General features: G+C 72.6%; 16 protein-coding genes. 8 read left to right on the forward strand and 8 right to left on the reverse strand.

The window, feature by feature from the left end; translation table 11 throughout:
• Positions 1-52 precede the first annotated feature (52 nt).
• Complete coding sequence (locus ACGFNV_RS38200; protein WP_393629125.1) at positions 53-1729, forward strand: FUSC family protein; 1677 nt, start codon at positions 53-55, stop codon at positions 1727-1729.
• 60 nt (positions 1730-1789) lie between these two features.
• Positions 1790-2686 carry a LysR family transcriptional regulator gene (locus ACGFNV_RS38205; protein WP_393629127.1) on the forward strand — a complete coding sequence of 299 codons (897 nt, stop codon included), beginning with the start codon at positions 1790-1792 and terminating at the stop codon, positions 2684-2686.
• A 57-nt stretch (positions 2687-2743) separates the two neighbouring features.
• Here the strand turns inward: ACGFNV_RS38205 and ACGFNV_RS38210 are convergent, their stop codons facing one another.
• Positions 2744-3034, reverse strand: coding sequence for a DUF6355 family natural product biosynthesis protein (locus ACGFNV_RS38210; RefSeq protein ID WP_393629129.1), 291 nt, complete (start codon positions 3032-3034; stop codon positions 2744-2746).
• A gap of 196 nt (positions 3035-3230) precedes the next feature.
• On the opposite strand from ACGFNV_RS38210, the gene ACGFNV_RS38215 reads away from it, so the two are divergent.
• The 3 genes from ACGFNV_RS38215 to efeB all read left to right on the forward strand — a co-directional run bounded on the left by ACGFNV_RS38215 (position 3231) and on the right by efeB (position 7749).
• Positions 3231-4196 (forward strand): alpha/beta fold hydrolase, encoded by a 966-nt coding sequence (locus ACGFNV_RS38215; RefSeq protein WP_393629131.1) that lies wholly within the window; start codon positions 3231-3233, stop codon positions 4194-4196.
• A gap of 150 nt (positions 4197-4346) precedes the next feature.
• Positions 4347-6386 carry an iron uptake transporter permease EfeU gene (efeU, locus tag ACGFNV_RS38220; protein WP_393629133.1) on the forward strand — a complete coding sequence of 680 codons (2040 nt, stop codon included), beginning with the start codon at positions 4347-4349 and terminating at the stop codon, positions 6384-6386.
• A 70-nt stretch (positions 6387-6456) separates the two neighbouring features.
• A complete protein-coding gene (gene efeB / locus ACGFNV_RS38225; protein ID WP_393629135.1) occupies positions 6457-7749 on the forward strand; it encodes an iron uptake transporter deferrochelatase/peroxidase subunit in 1293 nt (430 codons plus the stop codon).
• Here efeB and ACGFNV_RS38230 read toward each other — a convergent pair.
• Positions 7680-8945, reverse strand: coding sequence for an MFS transporter (locus tag ACGFNV_RS38230; RefSeq protein WP_393629137.1), 1266 nt, complete (start codon positions 8943-8945; stop codon positions 7680-7682). The two genes, efeB and ACGFNV_RS38230, sit on opposite strands and share 70 nt — an antisense overlap.
• A 101-nt stretch (positions 8946-9046) precedes the next feature.
• Positions 9047-11377 carry a SpoIIE family protein phosphatase gene (locus ACGFNV_RS38235; RefSeq protein ID WP_393629139.1) on the reverse strand — a complete coding sequence of 777 codons (2331 nt, stop codon included), beginning with the start codon at positions 11375-11377 and terminating at the stop codon, positions 9047-9049.
• Between the two features lie 277 nt (positions 11378-11654).
• Here ACGFNV_RS38235 and ACGFNV_RS38240 point away from each other — a divergent pair, with 277 nt between their 5' ends.
• The 3 genes from ACGFNV_RS38240 to ACGFNV_RS38250 all read left to right on the forward strand — a co-directional run bounded on the left by ACGFNV_RS38240 (position 11655) and on the right by ACGFNV_RS38250 (position 16539).
• Positions 11655-12518, forward strand: coding sequence for a 3-hydroxybutyryl-CoA dehydrogenase (locus tag ACGFNV_RS38240; RefSeq protein WP_393629141.1), 864 nt, complete (start codon positions 11655-11657; stop codon positions 12516-12518).
• Between the two features lie 162 nt (positions 12519-12680).
• Positions 12681-15875 (forward strand): glycoside hydrolase, encoded by a 3195-nt coding sequence (locus ACGFNV_RS38245; protein ID WP_393629142.1) that lies wholly within the window; start codon positions 12681-12683, stop codon positions 15873-15875.
• 154 nt (positions 15876-16029) lie between these two features.
• Positions 16030-16539 (forward strand): MarR family winged helix-turn-helix transcriptional regulator, encoded by a 510-nt coding sequence (locus ACGFNV_RS38250; protein ID WP_393629144.1) that lies wholly within the window; start codon positions 16030-16032, stop codon positions 16537-16539.
• Here the strand turns inward: ACGFNV_RS38250 and ACGFNV_RS38255 are convergent.
• The 5 genes from ACGFNV_RS38255 to ACGFNV_RS38275 are packed head-to-tail and all read right to left on the reverse strand — an operon-like array spanning position 16491 to position 21132.
• Positions 16491-18269, reverse strand: a complete 1779-nt coding sequence (locus ACGFNV_RS38255; RefSeq protein ID WP_393629146.1) for a PP2C family protein-serine/threonine phosphatase — start codon at positions 18267-18269, stop codon at positions 16491-16493. The two genes, ACGFNV_RS38250 and ACGFNV_RS38255, sit on opposite strands and share 49 nt — an antisense overlap.
• Positions 18253-19335 (reverse strand): SpoIIE family protein phosphatase, encoded by a 1083-nt coding sequence (locus tag ACGFNV_RS38260; RefSeq protein WP_393629148.1) that lies wholly within the window; start codon positions 19333-19335, stop codon positions 18253-18255. The genes ACGFNV_RS38255 and ACGFNV_RS38260 overlap by 17 nt, the downstream gene beginning before the upstream one ends.
• Positions 19332-19778 carry an anti-sigma regulatory factor gene (locus ACGFNV_RS38265; RefSeq protein WP_393629150.1) on the reverse strand — a complete coding sequence of 149 codons (447 nt, stop codon included), beginning with the start codon at positions 19776-19778 and terminating at the stop codon, positions 19332-19334. The genes ACGFNV_RS38260 and ACGFNV_RS38265 overlap by 4 nt, the downstream gene beginning before the upstream one ends.
• Entirely contained in the window at positions 19778-20185 is a 408-nt protein-coding gene (locus ACGFNV_RS38270) for an STAS domain-containing protein (protein ID WP_393629152.1), read from the reverse strand. The genes ACGFNV_RS38265 and ACGFNV_RS38270 overlap by 1 nt, the downstream gene beginning before the upstream one ends.
• Entirely contained in the window at positions 20182-21132 is a 951-nt protein-coding gene (locus ACGFNV_RS38275; protein WP_393629154.1) for an STAS domain-containing protein, read from the reverse strand. Before ACGFNV_RS38275 ends, ACGFNV_RS38270 begins: the two co-directional genes overlap by 4 nt.
• Positions 21133-21157: the final 25 nt, after the last annotated feature.

A 21157-nucleotide genomic window follows, 5' to 3' on the forward strand; every position in this document is an offset into this window, starting at 1 on the left:
CCGCGGCCGCATGACACCAGCAGCAGACACGCGACCGGACCGTCCCTCCCGCATGCCCCGTCTGCCCTGGCGGCGACTCCCGCTCGCCGCGGCGGCGCGGGGCGCCGTCGCACTCGCGCTGCCGTTGCTCGTGGGGCAGCTCACGGGCTGGGTGGTGCCGTCCGTGATCGCGGCGATCGGCGCCCTGTGGGGCGTGAGCCAGGACGGCTCCGATCCCTACCGGGTGCGGGTACGGCGGCTGGGCGTGACCGGCGTCTCCAGTGCGCTGGGTCTGCTCGCCGGTGAACTGGCCCTGCGCAGCGGGCAGTCGGCGGCGGTGGCGGCCTGCCTGGTCGGGGCCGCTCTGGTCGCGGGCGCGGTGGGTCTGCGCGGTCGGATCGCGTCGGTCGGGGGCATGCACCTGCTGCTGGGTGTCACGATCGGCAGCGGCATCCCGGCCCCGGGGCCGTGGTGGCTGCCGCCGCTCGAACTGCTCGCCGGGGTCGCCCTCGTGCTCCTGCTGTCCGCGGCCCCGTGGCTGTGGCGCCGGCACCATGTGGAGCGGGCCGCCGTGCTCGCCGTGTACCGCAGTGCGGCCGAGGCGCTGGCCGCGGCCGGATCCGAGGGGGCCGAGGAGGCCCGGCGGCGGATGACGCTGGCCCTCAACCACGCCCACGAGGTGATGGCCGGCCACCTCGGCGCGCCGGCCCGGCAGCTGCGGCAGCCGGAGGTCGGGGAGCTGGTGCGGGCGTTCCACTGCGCCGTACGGCTGGGCGAGGCCGTGACGGCGCTGGTGTGGGAGGCCCGTCCCCTGCCGCCCGCGGTGACCGGTGTACCGCTGCACCTGGCGGAGCGTCTGCTGCCGGAGCGGGACGCGGCACCCGCCCCGCCCCTGCCCGCGGTGCCCGCCGTCGGCACCGGCTCGCCGGGTGGGCGGGCCCTGGCCGAGCTGTGCGTGGCTGTCGACGAGGAGCCGGGGGCCGACGGCCTCACCCTGCGCCTGCCCTCGCGCACCTGGCCCGGCCGGGCGGCGCGGCTGCGCTACACCGTCCTGCTGACGGGCTGTGTGCTGGTCGCTCACCTGCTGGCCGAGGGGCTGCACGGGCCCCGCGGCTACTGGCTCCCGATGACGGTCGCCTTCGTCTACAAGCCCGACTTCGGGCCGGTGTTCACCCGGGCCCTGCACCGTTGCGTCGGCACGGTCGTCGGGGTGGCCGCCATCGGGGCGGTGTCGCTGCTGACCACCGGCCCGTACACGGTCATCGCGGTAGTGGCCGTCTTCGGCGCCCTGATGGCCGTCGGTGTGCGCCACCACTACGCGCTCGCCACGCTGGGCCTGACCGCGGTCGTGTTCGTGCTCCTCGACCTGCTCGGCGACGACCGGCCGCTGTACGGCACGCGCATCCTCGACACCGCCCTGGCCTCGGCGCTGGTGCTGGTCGCGCACTTCGCGGTGTGGCCCGACTCCGCGGCGAGCCGCGCCGAGGCCCAGACGGAGTCCGCCGTGGACGCGGCCCGCCGCTACCGTGACCTCGCCCCGGAGGCCGGGCCGATCCGGCGGCAGGCGCTGCGCCGGGACGCGTACCACCAACTCGCCGAGGCTCGCCGCACCGTCGCCCACGCCCGCGGCGAACCCGCCCGCCCCGGCAGGTCACTGCCCGACTGGGAGGGCGCGATCACGGCGGCGGAGCGGCTGTGCGACCAGGTGACGGCGCAGGCCGTGGCGGGAGCGACGGCCGGTCGGCCGTAGGGCGACCCACGTCGCCGCCTCCTGGATCCTCACCGATCCATTCGGGGGGAGAATGGCCGCATGGATCTCCAGGTACTGCGCTCCTTCCAGGCCGTTGCCGAGGGAACCACGGTGACCGACGCGGCGGCGGACGCCCGGATCACGCAGCCCGCCCTGTCGCGGGCCCTGAACCGGCTCGAGGACGAGATCGGCGCGGAGCTCTTCCAGCGCGTCGGCCGCGTCCTGCGTCTGACCCCGGCCGGGCGGGTGTTCAAGGAGTACGTGGACACCGTCCTCGACAGTTACGACCGGGGCAGGCGGGCCGTGGCCGAGGTGGTCGATCCCGACGCGGGCGTGGTGTCGCTGGCGTTTCTGCACACCCTGGGCACCTGGTTGGTGCCCAGGCTCGTGACGAACTTCCGGCGGAAGTACCCGCAGGCCCGGTTCGAGTTGCTCCAGGACGGTGAGATCGGGCTGGCCCGGCATCTCCTCGACGCCACCGCCGACCTGATCATCACCAGCAGCGCGCCGGAGGACCCGCTGATCACCTGGCGGCGACTGCTGGTGGAGCCGCTGTGGCTCGCCGTCCCGGCCCGGCACCGGCTGGGCAGACGCCGGCGGGTGCGCCTCGCGGAGGTGGCCGAGGAGCGGTTCATCCTGCTCAAGCCCGGATACGGGCTGCGCAGCATCACCGAACGGCTGTGCCGCGAGGCCGGGTTCACCCCGCTCGTCGGCTTCGAGGGCGAGGAGGTGGAGACCCTGCGAGGGCTGGTGGCCGCCGGTCTGGGTGTGTCCCTGGTCCCGTCGTCCGCGGACACCGCGGCGACCTCCGACTTCCCGATCCGCTATCTGGAGATCACCGATGTGCGCGGTGCCCGGGACATCGGCGTCGCCTGGCTGAGCTCCCGCGCCCTGCCGCCGGTCGCCCAGCGCTTCCTGGACCAGGCCCTGGAGTCGGCCGCCGAGCCCGCGCCCTGACACGCGGCAGGCCCCGGACGCCATGACACGTCCGGGACCTGCCGTCGGGGGGACCGGTCAGCAGGTGCGGTTGACGTAGTGGGCGCCCTGGATTTTGTCGGCCGAGCCCAGCCAGGTCTTGCCGGGGGCCACACAGCGCTCGTAGTCGGAGCCCCAGGCGACCTCGACCTTGATGACGACCCGTGAGCCGTCGGAGGTGCAGTGGTTGTAGTAGGCGTCGGAACTGGTCTCGTAGAAGCCGCAGGGGTCGGCCGCCGCGGGGCTCGCGGTGGCCGTCGTCGCGACCAGTGAGCCGAGCACGAGAGCGGCGGAACCGAGGGCGCTGATCACCGTACGACGTACACGCAAGGGAAAACTCCTAGACAGGTGGTGGGTTGCAGGTCCGCCTCCAGAATCACGGTTCCGGCGCCCTGACCTGATCGTCCGTCGGGCCGGTCACCCGGGGAATCGATTTGTCGCTACGCCGATCGAATGATTTCGTGCCGATCACCCACCGCGTCACTCACTGAGAGTCAGAAACCGGGGCGTGTATACGCTGATGCACATGGTTGAACACCGAATAATTGATGTGAACGGAGTCCGGCTGCACATCGCGGAGGAGGGCGAGGGGCCCCTCGTCGTCCTGCTGCACGGCTTTCCCGAGTCCTGGCATTCCTGGCGCCACCAGTTCGGCCCGCTGGCCGCAGCGGGCTTCCGGGTGGTCGCCCCCGACCAGCGCGGCTACGGGCGCAGCGAGCACCCCGACGACGTGGCGGCGTACAGCATCCTGCACCTCGTCGGTGACGTCGTCGGGCTGATCCAGGCGCTGGGCGAGGAGAAGGCGTACGTCGTCGGGCACGACTGGGGCGCGCCGGTCGCCTGGCACACCGCGCTGCTGCGGCCGGACGTGGTGCTCGGGGTGGCCGGCCTGAGCGTGCCACCGCCCTTCCGGGGGACGGAACCCCCGCTGGCCGCCATGGACAAGATGTTCGACGGCCGCTTCTACTGGAACTACTTCAACCGGCCGGGCGTGGCGGACGCCGAGTTCGCCGAGGACACACGTCTCACCCTGCGGAAGTTCCTCTACTCGGCCTCCGGCGACGCGCCCGGCGCAGGCCAGGGCCGGCAGCCGCTGATCGAACCGGGGCAGGGCTGGCTCGTGAACATGCCCGACCCGGAGGTTCTGCCGGAGTGGCTCACCGAGGACGACCTCGACGCACTCACCGAGAGCTTCGCCGAGGGGTTCACGGGGGCGCTCAACTGGTACCGCAACATCGATCGCAACTGGGAACTCACCGCCCCCTGGCACGGCGCCGTCGTCAGCACGCCCGCCCTGTACGTCTACGGCGACCGCGACCTGGTCCCGGCCTTCCCCGGCACGCCCGAACTCATCGCCGCCCTTCCCGACCTGATGCCCGACCTGCGCCGCAAGCCGCTCAGGCTGGAGGGTTGCGGGCACTGGACGCAGCAGGAACGCCCGGACGAGGTCAACGCGGCGCTCCTCGACTTCCTCACCGAGCTCAGGGGCTGAGGGGCCGAAGGGCGCCCGCTTTCCGGCTTCTCACCCGACTCTTAACACCGCAGCGACTCGCGCCTTGATCGCGGATGGTTAGGTTTGCCTGCACTAACCCGCCTTGGCCGGGTCTGGGCCGTGCCGCGGTGTGTCGAGAGGAGTTCCCCGGTGTGGGACAACGCGCTCCCGAGCTTCCTGATCGGACTGCGTGAGGGGCTGGAGGCCGGACTGGTCGTCTCGGTCCTGGTGGCCACGCTGGTCAGGTCCGGGCACCGTTCGCGGCTGCCGCACGTGTGGACCGGGGTGCTCGCCGCGGTGGGCGTGTCGATGGGGTTCGGCGCGGTGCTGACGTTCACCGCGGCCGGGCTGTCCGGGCCGGCGCAGGAGGCGTTCGGCGGTGCGCTCAGTGTGGTCGCGGTCGCCTTCGTCACCGCGATGGTGTTCTGGATGCGCCGGTCCGCGCGGAGTTTCTCCGGTGAGCTGAAGGAGAAGGTCACGGCCGCCCTGGACATGGGGGCGGGCGTCCTGATCGTGACCTCGTTCCTCGCCGTCGGCCGCGAGGGGCTGGAGACCGCGCTGTTCCTGTGGACGACGGGACAGGCGGCCGGCGAGTCCACCGGTCCGCTCGTCGGCGCCGGGGCGGGACTGCTGCTGGCCGTCGCCGTGTGCTGGGGGCTGTACCGGCGGGTGCTGCACCTCGACCTGACCCGGTTCTTCACCGTCACCGGTGTCGCGCTCGTCGTGATCGCGGCCGGTGTGCTGGGGTACGGGGTGCGCGACCTCCAGGAGGGCGGCGTCCTGCCGGGTGCCACGGCGTACGCCTTCGACCTGTCGTCGCGCGTCGACCCCGGCTCCTGGTACGCCACGCTGCTCAGCGGAACGCTCAACGTGACGCCGCAGATGACGTGGTTTCAGGTGGGAGCGCACGGGGGCTATCTCGTGGTGGTGATGGCGCTGTTCGTGCGGGGGGTGCGCGGGGCGGGAGCGTCCGCCGCGCCGGTGGGCGCGGCTACGGTCGCCCCTCCCCCGGCCACGACCACCTGGCGACGCGTGCCCCGTTGGGTCGTGCCGGTGGCCGCGCTGGCGGTGCCCGCTCTGCTCGCGGGGGTGCTGGTGGCGGTCGGTGACGCGAAGCCCGCCGCCGCGGCCACCATCGACGTGTCCACGGCGGACTGCGGCAAGGGGTTCACCGCTCCGCGAGCGGGACGCCGGTCGTTCGAGGTGCGCAACGCGGGCCGGAGCACGGTCGAGGCCTACCTGATCGATCCGACCTCCACGGCCGTCTACGGGGAGGTCGAGGGCATCGCGCCGGGCACCACACGCACCCTGATCGCCACGATCGGCAGCGGGAGTTACGCCTGGCGCTGCGTGCCGACCGGCGGCCAGGCCGTCACCTCCGCTGCGGTTCGGGTCACGGGCGGCGGTGCGCGCACGGCCGTACTGCCGGTGTCGGAGAAGGACCTCGCCGCGCCCCTCGCCTCCTACCGCGCCTACGTCGAGAAGGGGCTGTCCGGTCTGCTGACCAGGACACGGACCCTCCAGCGGGACATCGAGGCCGGCCATCTCGACCGGGCCCGCGCGGACTGGCTGCCGGCACACGAGGCGTACGCCGAACTGGGCGCCGCCTACGGCACGTTCGGGGACTTCGACGCGAAGATCAACGGGGCGACGGCGGGGCTTCCGTTCGGGGTGAAGGACGTCGGCTTCACGGGTTTCCACCGCGTGGAGTACGGGCTGTGGCACGGCGAGTCGGCCGCTTCCCTCACCGGGCCCGCCCGGCAGCTCACCTCCGACGTCGCCGCCCTGCGCGAGGACTTCCCCCACGAGGACTTCGACCCGGGCGACCTGCCCCTGCGCACCCACGAGATCCTGGAGGGCACCCTCCAGCAGGAGTTGACCGACGCGAGCGACTACGGCAGCGGCACCACCCTGGCGACCGCCGAGGCCGACATCCAGGGCACCCGGGTCCTGCTCGGTGTGCTGCGCCCGCTGATCGAACGACGTGACCCCGGGCTCCTCACGGACGTGGACCGGTGGATGTCGCGTACGGAGCACCTGGTGCTCTCCGCCCGCCACGGCGACGGGAGGTGGACGCCGGTCGGCCGTCTCCCCGCCACGTCCCGCCAGCAGCTCGACGGTGCCATGGGACAACTGCTGGAGGAACTCGCCCCGGTCCCCGACCTGTTGGAGATCCGCCGGGCGGCTTGAGGGCCACCGACGGGCGGAGTCCGCGCCCCGTATCCACCGCTTCACCCCCCATGAGGAGAGGACCACCCCGATGCCGACCCAGCAGCCGGGCCCCGCAGCCGGTCACCACGGCGTCCGTCCCGCCGACCGTCGTACGTTCGTCAGGGCCGCCCTCGGTGTCGGCGCGGCCGGGGCGGCGATCGCCGGAGCGGGGCTCGCGGGGGCGGAACTCACCGGCGGCCGCGAGGCGGTGGCCGCGGAGGGCGGCGCCACGGGTGACCGTGCCGTCGCCTTCCACGGCGTCCACCAGGCCGGGGTCACCACGCCGGCGCCGCAGGCCGCCGCCTTCGTCTCCTTCGACGTGATCGCCGACGGCCGCGAGGAACTGGCCGACCTGCTGCGCACCCTCACCGCGCGGGCCAGGTTCCTGACCGCGGGCGGCACCCCCGAGGACCTGGGCGTGGGCGCCCCGCCGTCCGACAGCGGCATCCTCGGCCCGGTCGTTCCCGCCGACGGTCTGACCGTCACCGTGGGGCTGGGCGCCTCGGTGTTCGACGAGCGTTACGGCCTCGCCTCCGCCAGGCCGCGGCACCTCAAGCCGATGCGCACCTTCCCCAACGACGACCTGGACGCGGCCGAGTGCCACGGTGACCTGTCCCTGCAGATCTGTGCGGGCCACTCCGACACCGTGCTGCACGCGCTGCGTGACATCGCGCGGCACACCCGGGGCGCCCTGCAGATCAGATGGCGCGTCGACGGTTTCCAGAACCCGTCCCGTCCCACGGGGGCGCAGCGCAACCTCCTCGGCTTCAAGGACGGCATAGCCAACCCCGACACGTCGTCGGCCCGTGAGATGGACCGGCTGGTGTGGGTGACCGGGTCGGAAGGTGAGCCGTCGTGGGCGACGGGGGGCGCGTACCAGGTGATCCGTCTGATCCGGATGCGGGTGGAGTTCTGGGACCGGGTCTCGCTGACCGAGCAGGAGAAGATGATCGGCCGACGCCGCGACACCGGGGCCCCGCTCGACGGCGCCCTCGAGACCGACACGCCCCACTACGCCAAGGACCCGCACGGCGACGCCATCCCGCTCGACGCCCACATCCGCCTCGCCAACCCGCGCACCGCCAGGACGGACGCCACGCGCATCCTGCGGCGCGGCTACAACTACGACCGGGGCGTCGACAAGGTCGGCGACCTGGACATGGGGCTGGTGTTCTGCTCCTACCAGCAGGACGTGGTCCGCCAGTTCGAGGCCACCCAGGAACGCCTGATCGACGAGCCTCTCGTGGACTACATCACCCCCACGGGAGGCGGCTACTTCTTCACCCTGCCCGGCGTCCGCGACCGCTCCGACTGGCTCGGCCGCTCCCTGTTGCGGGGCTGATCCGCGTCCGCCGCCCGGGGTGACCTGGCCCGGTGGGCGGCAACGGCCATGACGACGACCGAGGTCAGGACGATACCGGCGCCGACGTACAGCGGTGAGGTGTAACCGAGGCCCGCGGTGATGGCCAGGCCGCCGAGCCAGGCGCCCAGGGCGTTGCCGACGTTGGACGCGGAGACATTGGCACTGGCGGCCAGTGCCGCACCGTGGGCGAAGTCGGTGACGCGAGTGATCAGGCCGGGGACGCCGGCGAACCCGAACAGCCCCATCAGGAACACGAGTATCACCGAGGCGGTGGGGCTACGGGCGAGCAGACCGAACAGGGCCAGGGTGACGGCGAGTCCGAGCAGGACGAGGACCAGGGCGCGGTCGCGGTCGTGGTCGGCGGCGCGCCCGCCGACCAGGTTGCCGACGACCAGGCCGACGCCGTACACCATCAGCAGCCAGGCGACATCGGTCGAGGCGAAGCCGCCGACCTCGGTGAACGTGTAGGCGATGTAGCTGAACGCGCCGAACATCCCGCCGTAGCTGAGCGCGGTGGCGACCAGGGTCAGCCAGACCTGCCAGGACCGGAACGCGCGGAGCTGGGCCCGCAGGCCGCTGGGCGGTATCGGCTCCGAGCGGCCCGTCGGTGTCGCCGGCCGCGGCCGGCCCGCCCAGCCGGGGACGAGGGCGACGATGCCGGCCAGTGCGAGCACGCCGATCACGGTGACCGCCCAGAAGGCCGCTCTCCAGCCCCAGCGTTCGCCGACCAGCGCGCCGAACGGCACGCCCAGGACGTTCGCGACGGTCAGCCCCGCGAACATGATCGCCACCGCTCGGGACTTCCTCTCCGGCGGGACCAGGCTGCCTGCGACCAGCGAGCCGATTCCGAAGAACGAACCGTGGCACAGCGCCGCGACGATCCGCCCGAGCAGCATGACCGGGTAGTTCGGCGCGACGGCGGACAGCAGGTTGCCGATGACGAACAGTCCCACCAGGCCGACCAGGACCTTCTTGCGGGGCAGTCGCGCCGTCGCCGCGGTCAGCGCGATCGCCCCGATCGCGACACTCACCGCGTACCCGGAGATCAGCCGGCCCGCGGCCGCCTCGGACACCCCGAAACCGGACGCCACCTGCGGCAGCAACCCGGCGATCAGGAACTCGGTCAGCCCGATCCCGAACCCGCCGAGTGCCAGCGCGATCAGTCCACTCGGCATCCGTCGCTCTCCGATCCCCGGGGGCACCACTATGCCACCTGTGGCCCGGGGCCCCCGGGGGTGGTTGAGCGGGCCAATCTCCCGCGTTTCCGCGGCAGTTGTCACCCTTCTGACGGGTTGTGCGGACGAAAGCCCCCGTCCACGGGGAAGTGGGCGGTCTCCGGGGTGAGTTCCTGTTCGGCCCAGATGCATTTGCCGTCGGCGCCGTAACGGGCGCCCCAGCGGTGGGAGAAGGCGGAGACGAGGTAGAGGCCGCGGCCGCTCTCGTCGGTCTGGGTGGCGCGGCGGATGCGGGGGGTGGTGAGGCTGCCGTCGTAGACCTCGCAGATGAGGGAGCGGCTGCGCAGGAGGCGGAGGCGCAGGGGGCCCTTGGCGTGGCGGACCGCGTTGCCGACGAGTTCGCTGACGACCATCTCGGCGGACGGCTCGAGGTCGTCGAGTCCCCACAGCGCGAGCTGTCGCCTGACGTGTCCGCGGGCCTGGGCCGCGGCTCGGGGGTCCTCGGGAAGTGGCCAGGAGGCGACGTCGGCGGGGTCGGTGTGCCGGGTGTGGGTGAGGAACAGCGCGGCGTCGTCGACGGCGCGGGGGCGGTCGCGGGTGAGGGTGGCGGTGATGGTGCCACACAGGTCGTCGAGGCGTCGGGCGTCGGCGTCGCGGTGTTCCGGGGCGAAGTAGCCGGTCTCCGCGACCGTCGCGGCCACCGTCCGCACCAGGCGGTCGACGCCCTCGTCCACGTCCTTGCTCAGGGTCCGGATGAGACCGTCCGTGTAGTAGACGAGCAGGCACTCCTCCGGCAGGCGCAGTTCCTCCGTGTCGAACGGCGGCTCGGCCACTCCGAGGGGCGGGTTGGCGGTCGGTTCGGGGCGGTGGAGGGTGCCGTCGGGGTGGACGAGGACGGGCGGCGGGTGGCCGGCCCGGCAGAAGGTGCAGATCCGGCTGACGGGGTCGAACACGGTGTACAGGCAGGTGGCGTAGGAGTCGTCGCCGAGGTCCTTCACCAGCTCGTTGAGGTGGCCGAGCACCTCGTCCGGGGGCAGTTCGAGATCGGCGAGGGTGCGGACCGCCGTACGGAGTCGTCCCATGGTGGCGGCCTCGGCGATGCCGTGGCCCATCACGTCGCCGACCACCATGGCGACGCGGTCGGCCGACAGCGGGATCAGGTCGTACCAGTCGCCGCCCACGGCCGCACCCTCGCTGGCCGGCAGGTAGCGTGCGGCGGCGGTCGCGGCCGGCAGGGAGGGCAGGGATCTGGGGAGCAGTCCGCGTTGCAGGGACTGCGCGCGGCTGTGTTCGGCGTCGTACAGGCGGGCGCGTTCCAGGGCCTGGCCCACCAGGCCGCTGAGCGCGGTCAGCAGGGTGCGTTCCTCGTCGCTGAAGGTGTGCGGCCGGGCGAAGGAGATGACACAGCAGCCGATGTCGCGGCCCGACGCGACGAGGGGCAGGAACGCCCAGGCGTTCTTGTCGGAGTGGACCAGTCGGCGCAGCTCGGGATAGCGGCGCACGAAGTCGGGGGTGCTCTCGACGAGGACCGGTCGGCGGCGCCTGAGCACGTCGGCGACCAGGATGTTCGCCTCGAGCGGCACTCCTTCGAGGTAGTGGTCGAGGAACTCCTGGGCGTAGCCGACGGATCCGACCACGTGCAGGCGTCCGTTCTCGACCGCCTCGATGACGATGCCGTCTGCGCCGAACGGTCCCAGGACGCGTCGGGCGACCGCGTCGACGACGTCCTGCGCGGTGACGGCTTCGGCGAGCGCCGAGGTCAGTTCGGCCATGCGGACGGTCCGTTGGGCGGCGACCGGGTCGGCGTGGGCCGCGACCGCGTCCCGGCCCCGGCCGGGCTCCGCCCCCGTACGGCCGTACGCCGTCTCGTCCGGCCGGTGTTCCCACCGCCGCGCCGCCCAGCGCGCCACGTCCGTGAGGAAGGCCCGCCGGTCCGGGCCGGGCCGCTGGTCCTGCCACAGCAGCAGCGTGAGAACACCGACGGGATCCGCGCCGCCGGGCGACGGCAGCGGCACGGCCACCGTCGCCCGGCTTCCGCTCCGGGCGCCGCGCTCCGCGGCCCAGGTGACGGCGCCGTCCCGCAGGGCCCGTACGGAGACCGTGTCCCGGTCCGGTGGGAGGTGGGCCCACGCGTCCGTGACGGTGCCGGGGAGCCCGGCGGCCGCGATGAGGCGCAGACCGCCGTCCCCCGCGTCGCGCAGATGGACGAATCCGCCGAGCGCCCCCGTACCGGCCGTCGCCTGCTGAACGGCGAGGACCAGGGCCTCCCGCACCGAGAGGTCGTCGCCCTGCGCCTCCAGCAGCGCCATCCTGGCCGCCGCGGAACCGTCGGTGGTGCTGGGAGTGGGGCCTGCGTCGTCCGTCATCATGTCGCCCATCCGCGGCCGGGACTCCGACGCCGGCGCGGACGGCAGCTCGGACATCGCGTTCATCGCCTCGCTCCAGCCTACGTCGCGGTGCCCGACCGGACTCGCCGACGGCCGGTCCGGGCCCCCGCCGGACCCGGGAGGCGGCATCCTCATCCAGCGCCATCGTTAGCACGAAGGTCCGGGACGAAGCCCGGGCGGCATGTCCGGGGCGCGCGTCAACCACGTACCCACGCATCTTTGTGCGCGAAAGACGCACCTTCGCCCAGGTCAGAGGGAATGCGGCGGAACTACGCTCACCGTCGTGGCGGCCGCTCGGGACCGCCGTGGAAGGGAGCCACCCATGACCGCCGTCAAGCACGTGGGGATCGTCGGCGCCGGGCAGATGGGCCGGGGCATCGCCGAGGTCTGCGCCCGTGCGGGACTGTCCGTGACGTTGTGCGACACGACCGAGGACAGGGCCCGCGCCGGTCTGGCCGGGGTCGCGGACTCGCTGCTCAGGGCGGAGAAGAAGGGCACGCTCACCTCCGAGGAGCGCGCGCACGCCCTCGCCGGCATCTCGGTCGCCGCCGATCTGTCCCGACTGGCCGGAGCGGACCTGGTCGTCGAGGCCGCCGTGGAGGACGAGCAGGCCAAGACGGAGCTGTTCAGGCGGTTGGACGAGGTGGTGGACCAACCGGACGCCGTGCTGGCCAGCAACACCTCCTCGATCCCCATCGCCCGCCTCGCCGCCGCGACCCGGCGCCCCCAGTCGGTGCTCGGCCTGCACTTCTTCAACCCCGTGCCCGTCATGCCGCTGGTCGAGGTGATCCCCTCGCTGCACACCTCCGAGGCGACGGAACAGCGGGTGCGGGCCTTCGCGAGTGAGGCCCTGGGGAAGCGTACGATCGTCGCCGAGGACCGCGCGGGCTTCGTGGTGAACTCCCTGCTGGTGCCCTACCTCCTGGCGGCCGTGCGGATGGTCGCCTCCGGCACGGCGACGGCCGAGGACATCGACACGGGGATGACGGCCGGCTGCGCCCACCCGATGGGCCCGCTGCGGCTGGCCGACCTCATCGGTCTCGACACCGTGGCGGCGATCGGGGACGCGTTGTACGAGGAGTACAAGGAGCCGCTGTACGCCCCGCCGCCCCTGCTGCGCCGCATGGTCGAGTCGGGGGTGCTGGGCCGCAAGTCCGGCCGGGGGTTCTTCAACTACGCGGCTTGAAAACGGACTTCGCGCCGCCTGAGGAAGGACTTCGCGGAAGCCGCCGGAGCCGGTTCGAAGCCTGCGCACTGTCTTGACGTGTCCATTTTCGTCGTCAAGCATGCTCTGAGCTCGATTGCTTCTGGTCGATTCTGTTCGCCTCAGGTCGTGGAAGGAAGTGCCTTGTCCCACCGACATCGCTTCGTCCGTGCGTTGGTACCGACCGTTCCCCTGATGCTGGGCGCGGGTCTCGTCGTCCCACCCGCCGCGGCCGCCACGGCTGCGGACCCGCCGCCGAACGCGGTCACCGTGCGCATCGATCCGTCGTACCAGCAGCAGGAGTTCGAGGGATGGGGCACGAGCCTCGTCTGGTTCGCCAACGCCACGGGCCGCTATCCGGAACCCATCCGAAGACGGCTCATGGACATGCTGTTCGGCGAGGACGGGCTCGCCCTCAACATCGCGCGCTACAACATCGGCGGTGGCAACGCGCCCGACGTCCGCAAGGACTACATGAAGGCTGGCGCCACCATGGAGGGCTTCTGGAAGGCCCCGGCCGGGACCACCCGGCAGGACATGGACTGGTGGGACCCGAACAACCCCGACCACTGGGACTGGAACGCCGACGCGGGCCAGCGCTGGTGGGTGGACCAGATCAAGAAGAAGGTCACCCGCTGGGAGGCGTTCAGCAACTCGCCGCCCTGGTTCCAGACCGTCAGCGGCTACGTCTCCGGCGGCTTCGACGCTTCCACGGACCAGATCCGCGCGGACCGCGTCGACGACTTCGCCACCTACCTGGTGCGTGTCACCGACCAGCTGGAGAAGGCGCACGGCATCAAGTTCGACACGATCGACCCGCTCAACGAGCCCAACACCCCTTACTGGGGCACTCAGATCGGCGCGGACGGCCGGCCCACGGGTGGTCGCCAGGAAGGCGCGCACGCCGGTCCCGAACTCCAGCAGAAGGTGGTCCTCGCCCTCGACAAAGCCCTCGCCGGAGCGAGGACCGACGCCGGGATCTCCGCGATGGACGAGACCAACCCCGGCATCTTCACCCAGAACTGGAACGCCTACGGCGATCCCACCCGAGCCGCCGTCGAGCAGCTCAACGTGCACACCTACGGCACGGGCATGCGCACCAGCGCACGCGACATCGCCAAGGGCGCGGACAAGAAGCTGTGGATGAGCGAGGTCGAGGGCACCTGGGGCACGGGCACCGACTTCACCGGCATGGAACCGGGGCTCGGGATCGCCACCCGCATGGTCGACGACATGCGTGAACTGGAGCCCTCCGCCTGGGTGTTCTGGCAGCCCGTGGAGGACTCGATCCCCCAGGCGGCGGCCGGCAAGAACTGGGGCAGCATCCACATCCCGTTCAACTGCACGGCCCAGGACACCCTGGAGACCTGCCCGATCCGCGCCAACACCAAGTTCCACACCATCAGGAACTTCACCCACTACATCCGCCCCGGCGACCACTTCACCAAGGTCGACGACCCCTCCAGCGTCGCCGCGGTGCGCAAGTCCGGCCGCGCGGCGACCGTGGTGCACGTCAACAGCGGTACGTCCGCGCGTTCCGTGACCCTCGACCTGTCCCGCTTCGGCAGGGTCACGCGGAACGCCTCCGTCACGCCCGTGGTGACGAGCGCCGACGGCGCCCTGGTACGGGGCACTCCCGTCCGGGTGACGGACCGGAGGGCCACCCTCACGGTTCCCGCGAAGTCGGTCACGACCTTCCTCGTCGACGGCGTCAGCGGGGTGGCCGCGGACGCCGCCCTCGTCCAGCCCGGGCACGTCTACCGGCTCCAGGGCGCGCAGAGCGGGAAGTCCCTCTCCCCGTCGGAGGACGGCAGCGGTGTCGTCATCCGTACGACCGACGCGGGCAGCGCGCGCCAGCTGTGGTCCGTCAGGAAGCTGACCCGGGGCACCGACAACCGCGAGCGCTACGCCCTCACCAGCGCCGCCACCGGCAAACGGCTGGCCGTGCGCGACAACCAGGCCGTCCTGGAAGACCCGGGCAGCGGCACGGCCGACGAAGCGGCGCAGTGGGTCATGTCGACGACCGGCGACGGCACCTGGACGTTCGTCAACGCCGCCACCGGCCGCCTCGTCGACGTCACCGGTCAGTCGTCGGCGGACGGTGCCAAGGTGTCGACGTACACCCCGACCTCGGCGGGGAACCAGCAATGGTCCGTGCGCGACGAAACGGTGCTGCGCACCGAGAAGGCCGAGGCGTTCACGGTTCCCGGCCTGGCGCCGAAGCTGCCGGAGACGGTGACGCCGGTGTTCCGGGACGGCGCTCGTGGTTCCCTGCCCGTCGCATGGACCCTGCCGTCGGACCGCGAGTGGCGCCGTCCCGGGACCGTTCGCGTCCAGGGGCGGGCGACGGACTCCCTGGGGCGGAGGATCCCGGCGGAAGCGGTCGTCACCGTCGACACGATCGCCTCGACCGTTCCCGGCCGGGCCAAGACGTACGTGGGCGGGACGCCGGAGCTTCCGGCCACGGTCGTCGGGATCGGCACGCACGGCGGCAGGGCCGACCTGCCGGTCACCTGGGCGTCGGCGCCTGACGGGGCGTTCGACGCCACGGGGGTCGTAACGCTGCGCGGCGTCGCACACGTCGTGGACGGCACCACCGTCGACGCGGCCGTGCGGGTCCAGGTCACCGAGCCCGCGGAGACCAACATCGCACCCGGCGAAGGCGTCTCGGTCGACGCCACGTTCACCGAGACCGGGTACTCCGCGGACCGCCTGCGCAACGGCGACCTGTCCGAGAAGGCGTGGTCCAACTGGAAGCCGGGGAACACCAAGAACCCCTCCGACACCATCACCTTCACCCTGCCGGCGGCACGGGACCTGAACCGGGTCGTGGCGCACTTCTATCGCGACGGGAGCGCGGCCTCGTTCCCCGCGAGCCTGAAGGTGCAGGTGCGGGCGGCCGACGACGGCACCTGGGCGGACGCGAGCGACACCGTCGAGGTCGGGACGGAGGGGGCACCCGTCGTGGACGTGCCGGTGACGGCGGACGGGCCCGCGAAGGGGGTGCGGGTGGTCATGACCGCGCGGCCGGGCGGCTACATCACCCTGGGCGAGATCGAGGTGTACGCCAGGACACCGGGCACCTCCTCGGACGCGGCCGCCGCGTCGATCGAGGTCGCCGGGACCCCTGTCGCCTCCTTCGACCCCGAGACGACCACGTACCGGGTCGCCGTCGACGACCCGCGCCGCAGACCGGTCACGGCCACGGCCCGCGACCCGTACGCGGCGGTCACGGTCGACAGGACGACGGAGGGCCGCAAGAACCTGGCCGTTGTGTCCGTGACCAGCGAGGACGGGTCGCAGACGCGTAAGTACCGGGTCGAACTCGTGCGCCGCTGACACCCTGTGGGGAGGGCGGCACCGTCGCACACCTCCCCGCGGATCCTCGAATTACGCACACATCACGAGTCGCTTGCTGGTCGGCTCATCGGGTACAGCGATTGAATGAAGGTGACATCCTTAACCCCTGGAGCTTGCTGAAAGTGATGCGTTCGTGACTCATCTCGGCGGTCCCCGCGATGACCAGGTGCGGGATTCGGGCGACGGCCCGGAGGCCCTCGCCCTGGAGATCGCGGATGCCGTGGAGAGACTGACGAACCTGTGGACCCTCGCCGCCCAGCAGGGCCCCCTGCGGTTGTCCCAGCACCAGTTGCGTGCCCTGCGGGCTCTGGAGTCGTCGCCGGGGCTGAATCTGACGGGCCTGGCGGAGCGGCTGGAAACCGGGCTGCCCACCGCCAGCCGGCTGTGCGACCGGCTGGAGGCGGCGGGCCTGCTGGAGCGGGCGCTGCATCCGGAGCGGCGTCGCGAGGTGCGGCTGGCACTCACCCCGCACGGCCGCAACGTGCTCGACGACATCGCCGAGCGACGGTCGCAGGCGCTGGCCATGGCGTTGGCCCGGATGGGGTCCGCCGAGCGGGCGGCGCTGCGGCGCGGTATGCGGGCGTACCTCGCGGCTCAGGACGGTGGCACGCTACCCGCCGCGGGTTCTGTCGACGAGGAGTGAAGGACGTCGGCCGGTGTGAGCACCGGGGTGGTGTGGCACAGCAGCAGGCAGACGTCGTCGTCCCGTTCGGAGCCGTGAAGCATGGGCTTGAGCAGGGACTCGGCGGACGCGTCCAGGTCCTGCTGCAACTCCTCGGTGCCGAGCGAGGCGAGGGTCTGGGCGAGTCGGTCGATCCCGGGGTCGATGCCGTCGGCCCGCCGCTCGACGAGGCCGTCGGTGTAGAGGGCCACGGTCGAGCCGGACGGGAGGAAGAGGGCGTGGTCGTCGTACTCGTAGGGGACGGGGACGCCCAGCATGATGCCCGGTTTGGCGTCCACGACCCGGACCGTGCCGTCGGGGGCTCTCACCACCAGGGGCGGATGCCCGGCGGCGGCCCAGACGACCTCCGGGTCACCGGGCCGGAAGCGGACGATGACGGCGGTCGCGTACAGCTCGGGCTGCTGGTGGCAGAGCATGTGGTGCAGGCGGGTGAGGATCCGGCCGGGGCTGTCGCCCTCGACGGCGTACGCCCGTAGCGCGGTGCGCAGTTGTCCCATCATGACGGCCGCGCGCAGTCCGTGCCCCGTGACGTCCCCTATGACGGCGAGCAGGCTTCCGTCGGGCTGTGCGAAGGCGTCGTACCAGTCGCCGCCGATGTTGAGGCCGCGGGTGGCGGGCAGGTAGCGGGCGGCCAGGAGCAGGCCGGGGGCGGTGGGCAGGTCGGTGAGCTGGGCGCGCTGGAGGGCTTCGGCGGTGTCCCGGTGCTGTTCGTAGCGGCGGGCGTTGTCGAGGGCGATGGCGGTGCGGCGGGCCAGCTCGATCAGCATGACGGAGGCGTCGGGGTCGAAGCGGGGGCCGGGCGCGGTCAGGGTGAGGACGCCCAGCATCCGGTGCGCGGTGAGCGGGATGCACAGCAGCGGCCGCTCCGGGGAGAGGACGGAGGCCGGCAGGTCTTCGACGCCGGGCAGGTCGCCGGGGTGGGCGGCGGCGTGCTGCGGGCGCCCGGTGCGGGCGGCGGTCACCGTGGCGGCGGGGCGGCCGCCGCCCCCGGGGGTGGGCTCGTCGTCGAAGAGCCAGACGTCGACGTGGTCGGCGTACTCGGGGACGAGGAGTTCGGGCAGCCGCCGCAGGATGGTCTCGCCGTCGAGCGAGGCGGTCACGGCGGCGCTGGCGTCGGCGAGGAAGGTCAGCAGGCTGCGTGCGTTCTCCGCCTGGGCGCGGGCGGCCCGTTCGGCGTCGAGCAGTTCACGCTCGGCCAGCGCCGCGGCGTCGAGTTCGGCGTGCAGGGCGAGTACGCCCTGGTTGGTCTGGTGGAGTTCGTCGCGGTGGACACGGAGCAGTTCCTCCGTCTCGTCCAGTCGGTCCAGTACGGCCGCGGTGTCCTCGTCGGCGGCCAGGACGCCGTCGGCCAGCTCCGTGTGGTCCGGTCCGGCCGTGGGCGGTGGCAGGGGCCGGGGGCAGGTGAGCGTGAACTCATCGGCCGGTGGGCGCCGCTGGGAGTGGCCGAGGGGCCGCAGGGTGACGTTCAGCTGTCCGTCGGTGTCCGCGGCGGGCTGTTCGAGGGCGAGGGTCAGCTCCCAGGCGCCGCCCTGGCCGAGGCAGCGCCGCATGCCCGCGGTGAGAGCGGTCAGGAAGCGCGCGCGTTCGAGCACCGGTACGTCGGCGTCGGCCGTGAGCAGGGCGACGGTCGTCCGGGCGAGGGCCGCGTCGGCGGCCGAACTGATCTTCCAAGTGTCAGGGGCGACGGTCATGGGCACGGATCCGGCGGTCGGGGGCGAGTACGGCCACGCTGCTGTCGTCACGCAGGGGGCGGGCGGCGCTGCTGGCGTCCCTCAGGATGGCCGCGGCCACCACGGCGGGAGTGTGGGTGAGGAGGTCGGGTTCGTGGGGGGGTGTCCAGCGGCTGGGCAGCCCGTCGCTGTGCAGCACGAGCAGGCTGTCCGTCTGCCACGGCAGTTGTGTCACGGGGACGGTGGCCGGGAAGTGCGCGCCGACGATCCCGGGGCGGGAGACGAGCGAGCGCCAGCTGCCCGCCGCGTGCAGGCGCGCGCCGATGTTGCCGACGCCGGCGAAACGGAGCTGCTGGGCCGGTACGTCCAACTGTGCCACGGCGACGGCCGCGCCCCGGGTGGGCCGCAGCGCGGTGTGCAGGCGGCGCAGGATGTCGGTGGGCGGCAGGTGCGCCGCGCGGCGCAGTTCCTCCACGGCGGTGTCGGAGGCCAGGGCGGCCTTGGCGCCGTGGCCGAGGCCGTCGGCGAGCATGAGGGTGACAAGGCCGTCGGTGCGTACCCAGCCCCAGGCGTCGCCGGAGTACTCGTCCCGGGCGAGGGGCAGGTTGACCCCGCCCGCCCGGGGGCCTTCGGGGGGTTGCCGCCGGGCCGAGGGGCGGGGGGCGGGCTCGTGGTCGATGCGGGCCACCGCGACGGTCCCCCGGCCTCGGACGCTGTGCAGGTCGAAGTCGTTCGATATGCGCCGGCAGGTGCCCAGGCCCGCGCCGAGGGAGGCGTCGACGGTGCTGTAGCCGTCGCTCAGGGCCGCGGTGACGTCGGCGATGCCCGGGCCGTGGTCGAGCGAGAGGACCTGCACCGATGACCTGCGGGGGTCGGCGGCGGGGGTCGGAGTCTCGACGAGCTCGACCACGACACGGCCGCCGTCGGCGTGTTTGACGAGGTTGGTCGCCAACTCGGTGCCCACCAGGGCGGCGACGTCCGCGCGGCGCGGGTCGAGGCGGGCCTGGGCACAGGCCTCCCCGACGGCCACGCGCACGTCGCGCACCCGCGTGGAGTCGTTGACCGGGATGTCCCATACTCGGCTCATCGCGGCTCCGATCGGGAGGCGGGCACCCCGCCGGCCCAGGAAACGACGGTCACGGTGGTGCCGCGTCCGGGCTCGGTTTCGACGGCGAACTCCTGGACGAGCCGCCTGGCTCCGCTGAGCCCCAGGCCGAGGCCGCCGCCGGAGGTGTAGCCCTCGGTCATCGCCAGGTCCAGGTCGCGGATGCCGGGGCCGTGGTCGGTGAAGGTCAGCCGCAGTCCGCGTCGTGGCCCGTTGGCCAGCGGGGTGATGTCCACCTGCCCGCCGCCGCCGTGGACGAGGGTGTTGCGGGCCAGTTCGCTGGCCGCGGTGACCAGTTTGGTCTGCTGCACGAGGCTGAAACCGAGGTCGGCCGCGGCCTGGCGTACCTCCTGCCGCACCCACGCCAGATCGGCGTCCGAGCCGATCGGCAGGCTGGTCGTGGCGGTGGGGCGGGAGGCCGTCATCAGGGACCCCCCTCAAAGGCGGGTGGGGTGGCCGGCGTCGTCTCCTTGAGGAGTTCCAGGGCGCGGTCGACGTCCAGGGCGGTGACGAGTCCGGGCAGGGTGAGCCCCAGCTCGACCAGGGTGATCGCCACGGCCGGCCGCATGCCGGCCAGCACCGTCCGCGCCGCGAGCAGGCGGGCGACGGAGGCGATCTCCGCGAGGACGCGGCCCAGGAAGGAGTCGACGATCTCCACACCGGAGATGTCGATCACCAGACCGGTGACGCCGCTCTGCGAGATGCGCTCGGTGATGTCCTGTTGCAGCTGCTCGGCCATCCCGTCGTGCAACTCGCCCTGCAGGGTGACCAGCAGGACGTCTCCCAGCTTGAGGACCGGGACGGGGGCGCTTCGACCGAAGGGAGTGCTCACCGCAGGTCCGCACCCGTCGTCGGGCGGGGCGACACCTCGATGCCCTGCCGACCGAGCGCGTACGCCAGGGCGTCGGACAGCGAGGCCCGGGTCAGCACGGTTCCCAGGTCGATGCCGAGTTGGACGATGGTCTGCGCGATCGCGGGACGGATGCCGGAGACGATGCACTCGGCGCCCATGAGCCGGGCCGCGGCCACCGTCTTCATCAGGTGCTGGGCCACGAGCGAGTCGACCGTGGGCACGCCGGTGATGTCGAGGATGGCGTACCGGGCCCGCTCGGCGACGATCGCGTCCAGCAGGCTCTCCATCACCACCTGGCTGCGCGCGCTGTCCAGCGTGCCGATCAGCGGTACGGCGACGGTGCCCTCCCACAACTTGATGACGGGGGTGGCGACTTCGAGGAGCTGCTGCTCCTGCCGCTCGATGAGCTCCTGGCCGGCGCTGAGAGTCGTCTCCATCACCACCAGGCGCAGGGTGCCCATCAGCAGGGTCAGGGCGAGCACGCACTCCTGGGCCCGCTCCTCGGACGGGTCGGCGAACTCGCCACGCAGCTGCTCCGTGACCGACACGCGCAGACCGGCGACCTCCTCGGCGATCTGGGAGGGGCTGGATCCGATACGGATGCGGGAGGCGGCCATCCGCCCCAACTGATCGCGCGCCCTGTCGAATCCGGGCGCCGTGATGTCCTCGAGGCGCCCCGTGGCGGCCACGTCGATCAGGGCGTCCACCACGGCCTTGCAGGCCTCCACCGCCTCGTCGCGGGAGACGGTGAAGACCGTGCGGAACAAGGCCGCGTCCGCCCAGCGCTGGGCGATCTGCTCCCGGCGCCGCTCGAGGAAGGCGGCCACCTGCTGTTCCGTCGGCTCGTGGGCCGTGTCCTGTTCCGGCACCTGTTCCGTCTCCCTCCGCACTTGCTTCGTACTACCGGCTCCCGAGGTCCGCCACATGGCAGACCTCAGGTAATTGTTGCCG

The organism is Streptomyces sp. NPDC048751 (genome assembly GCF_043198595.1).
GTDB lineage: Bacteria > Actinomycetota > Actinomycetes > Streptomycetales > Streptomycetaceae > Streptomyces.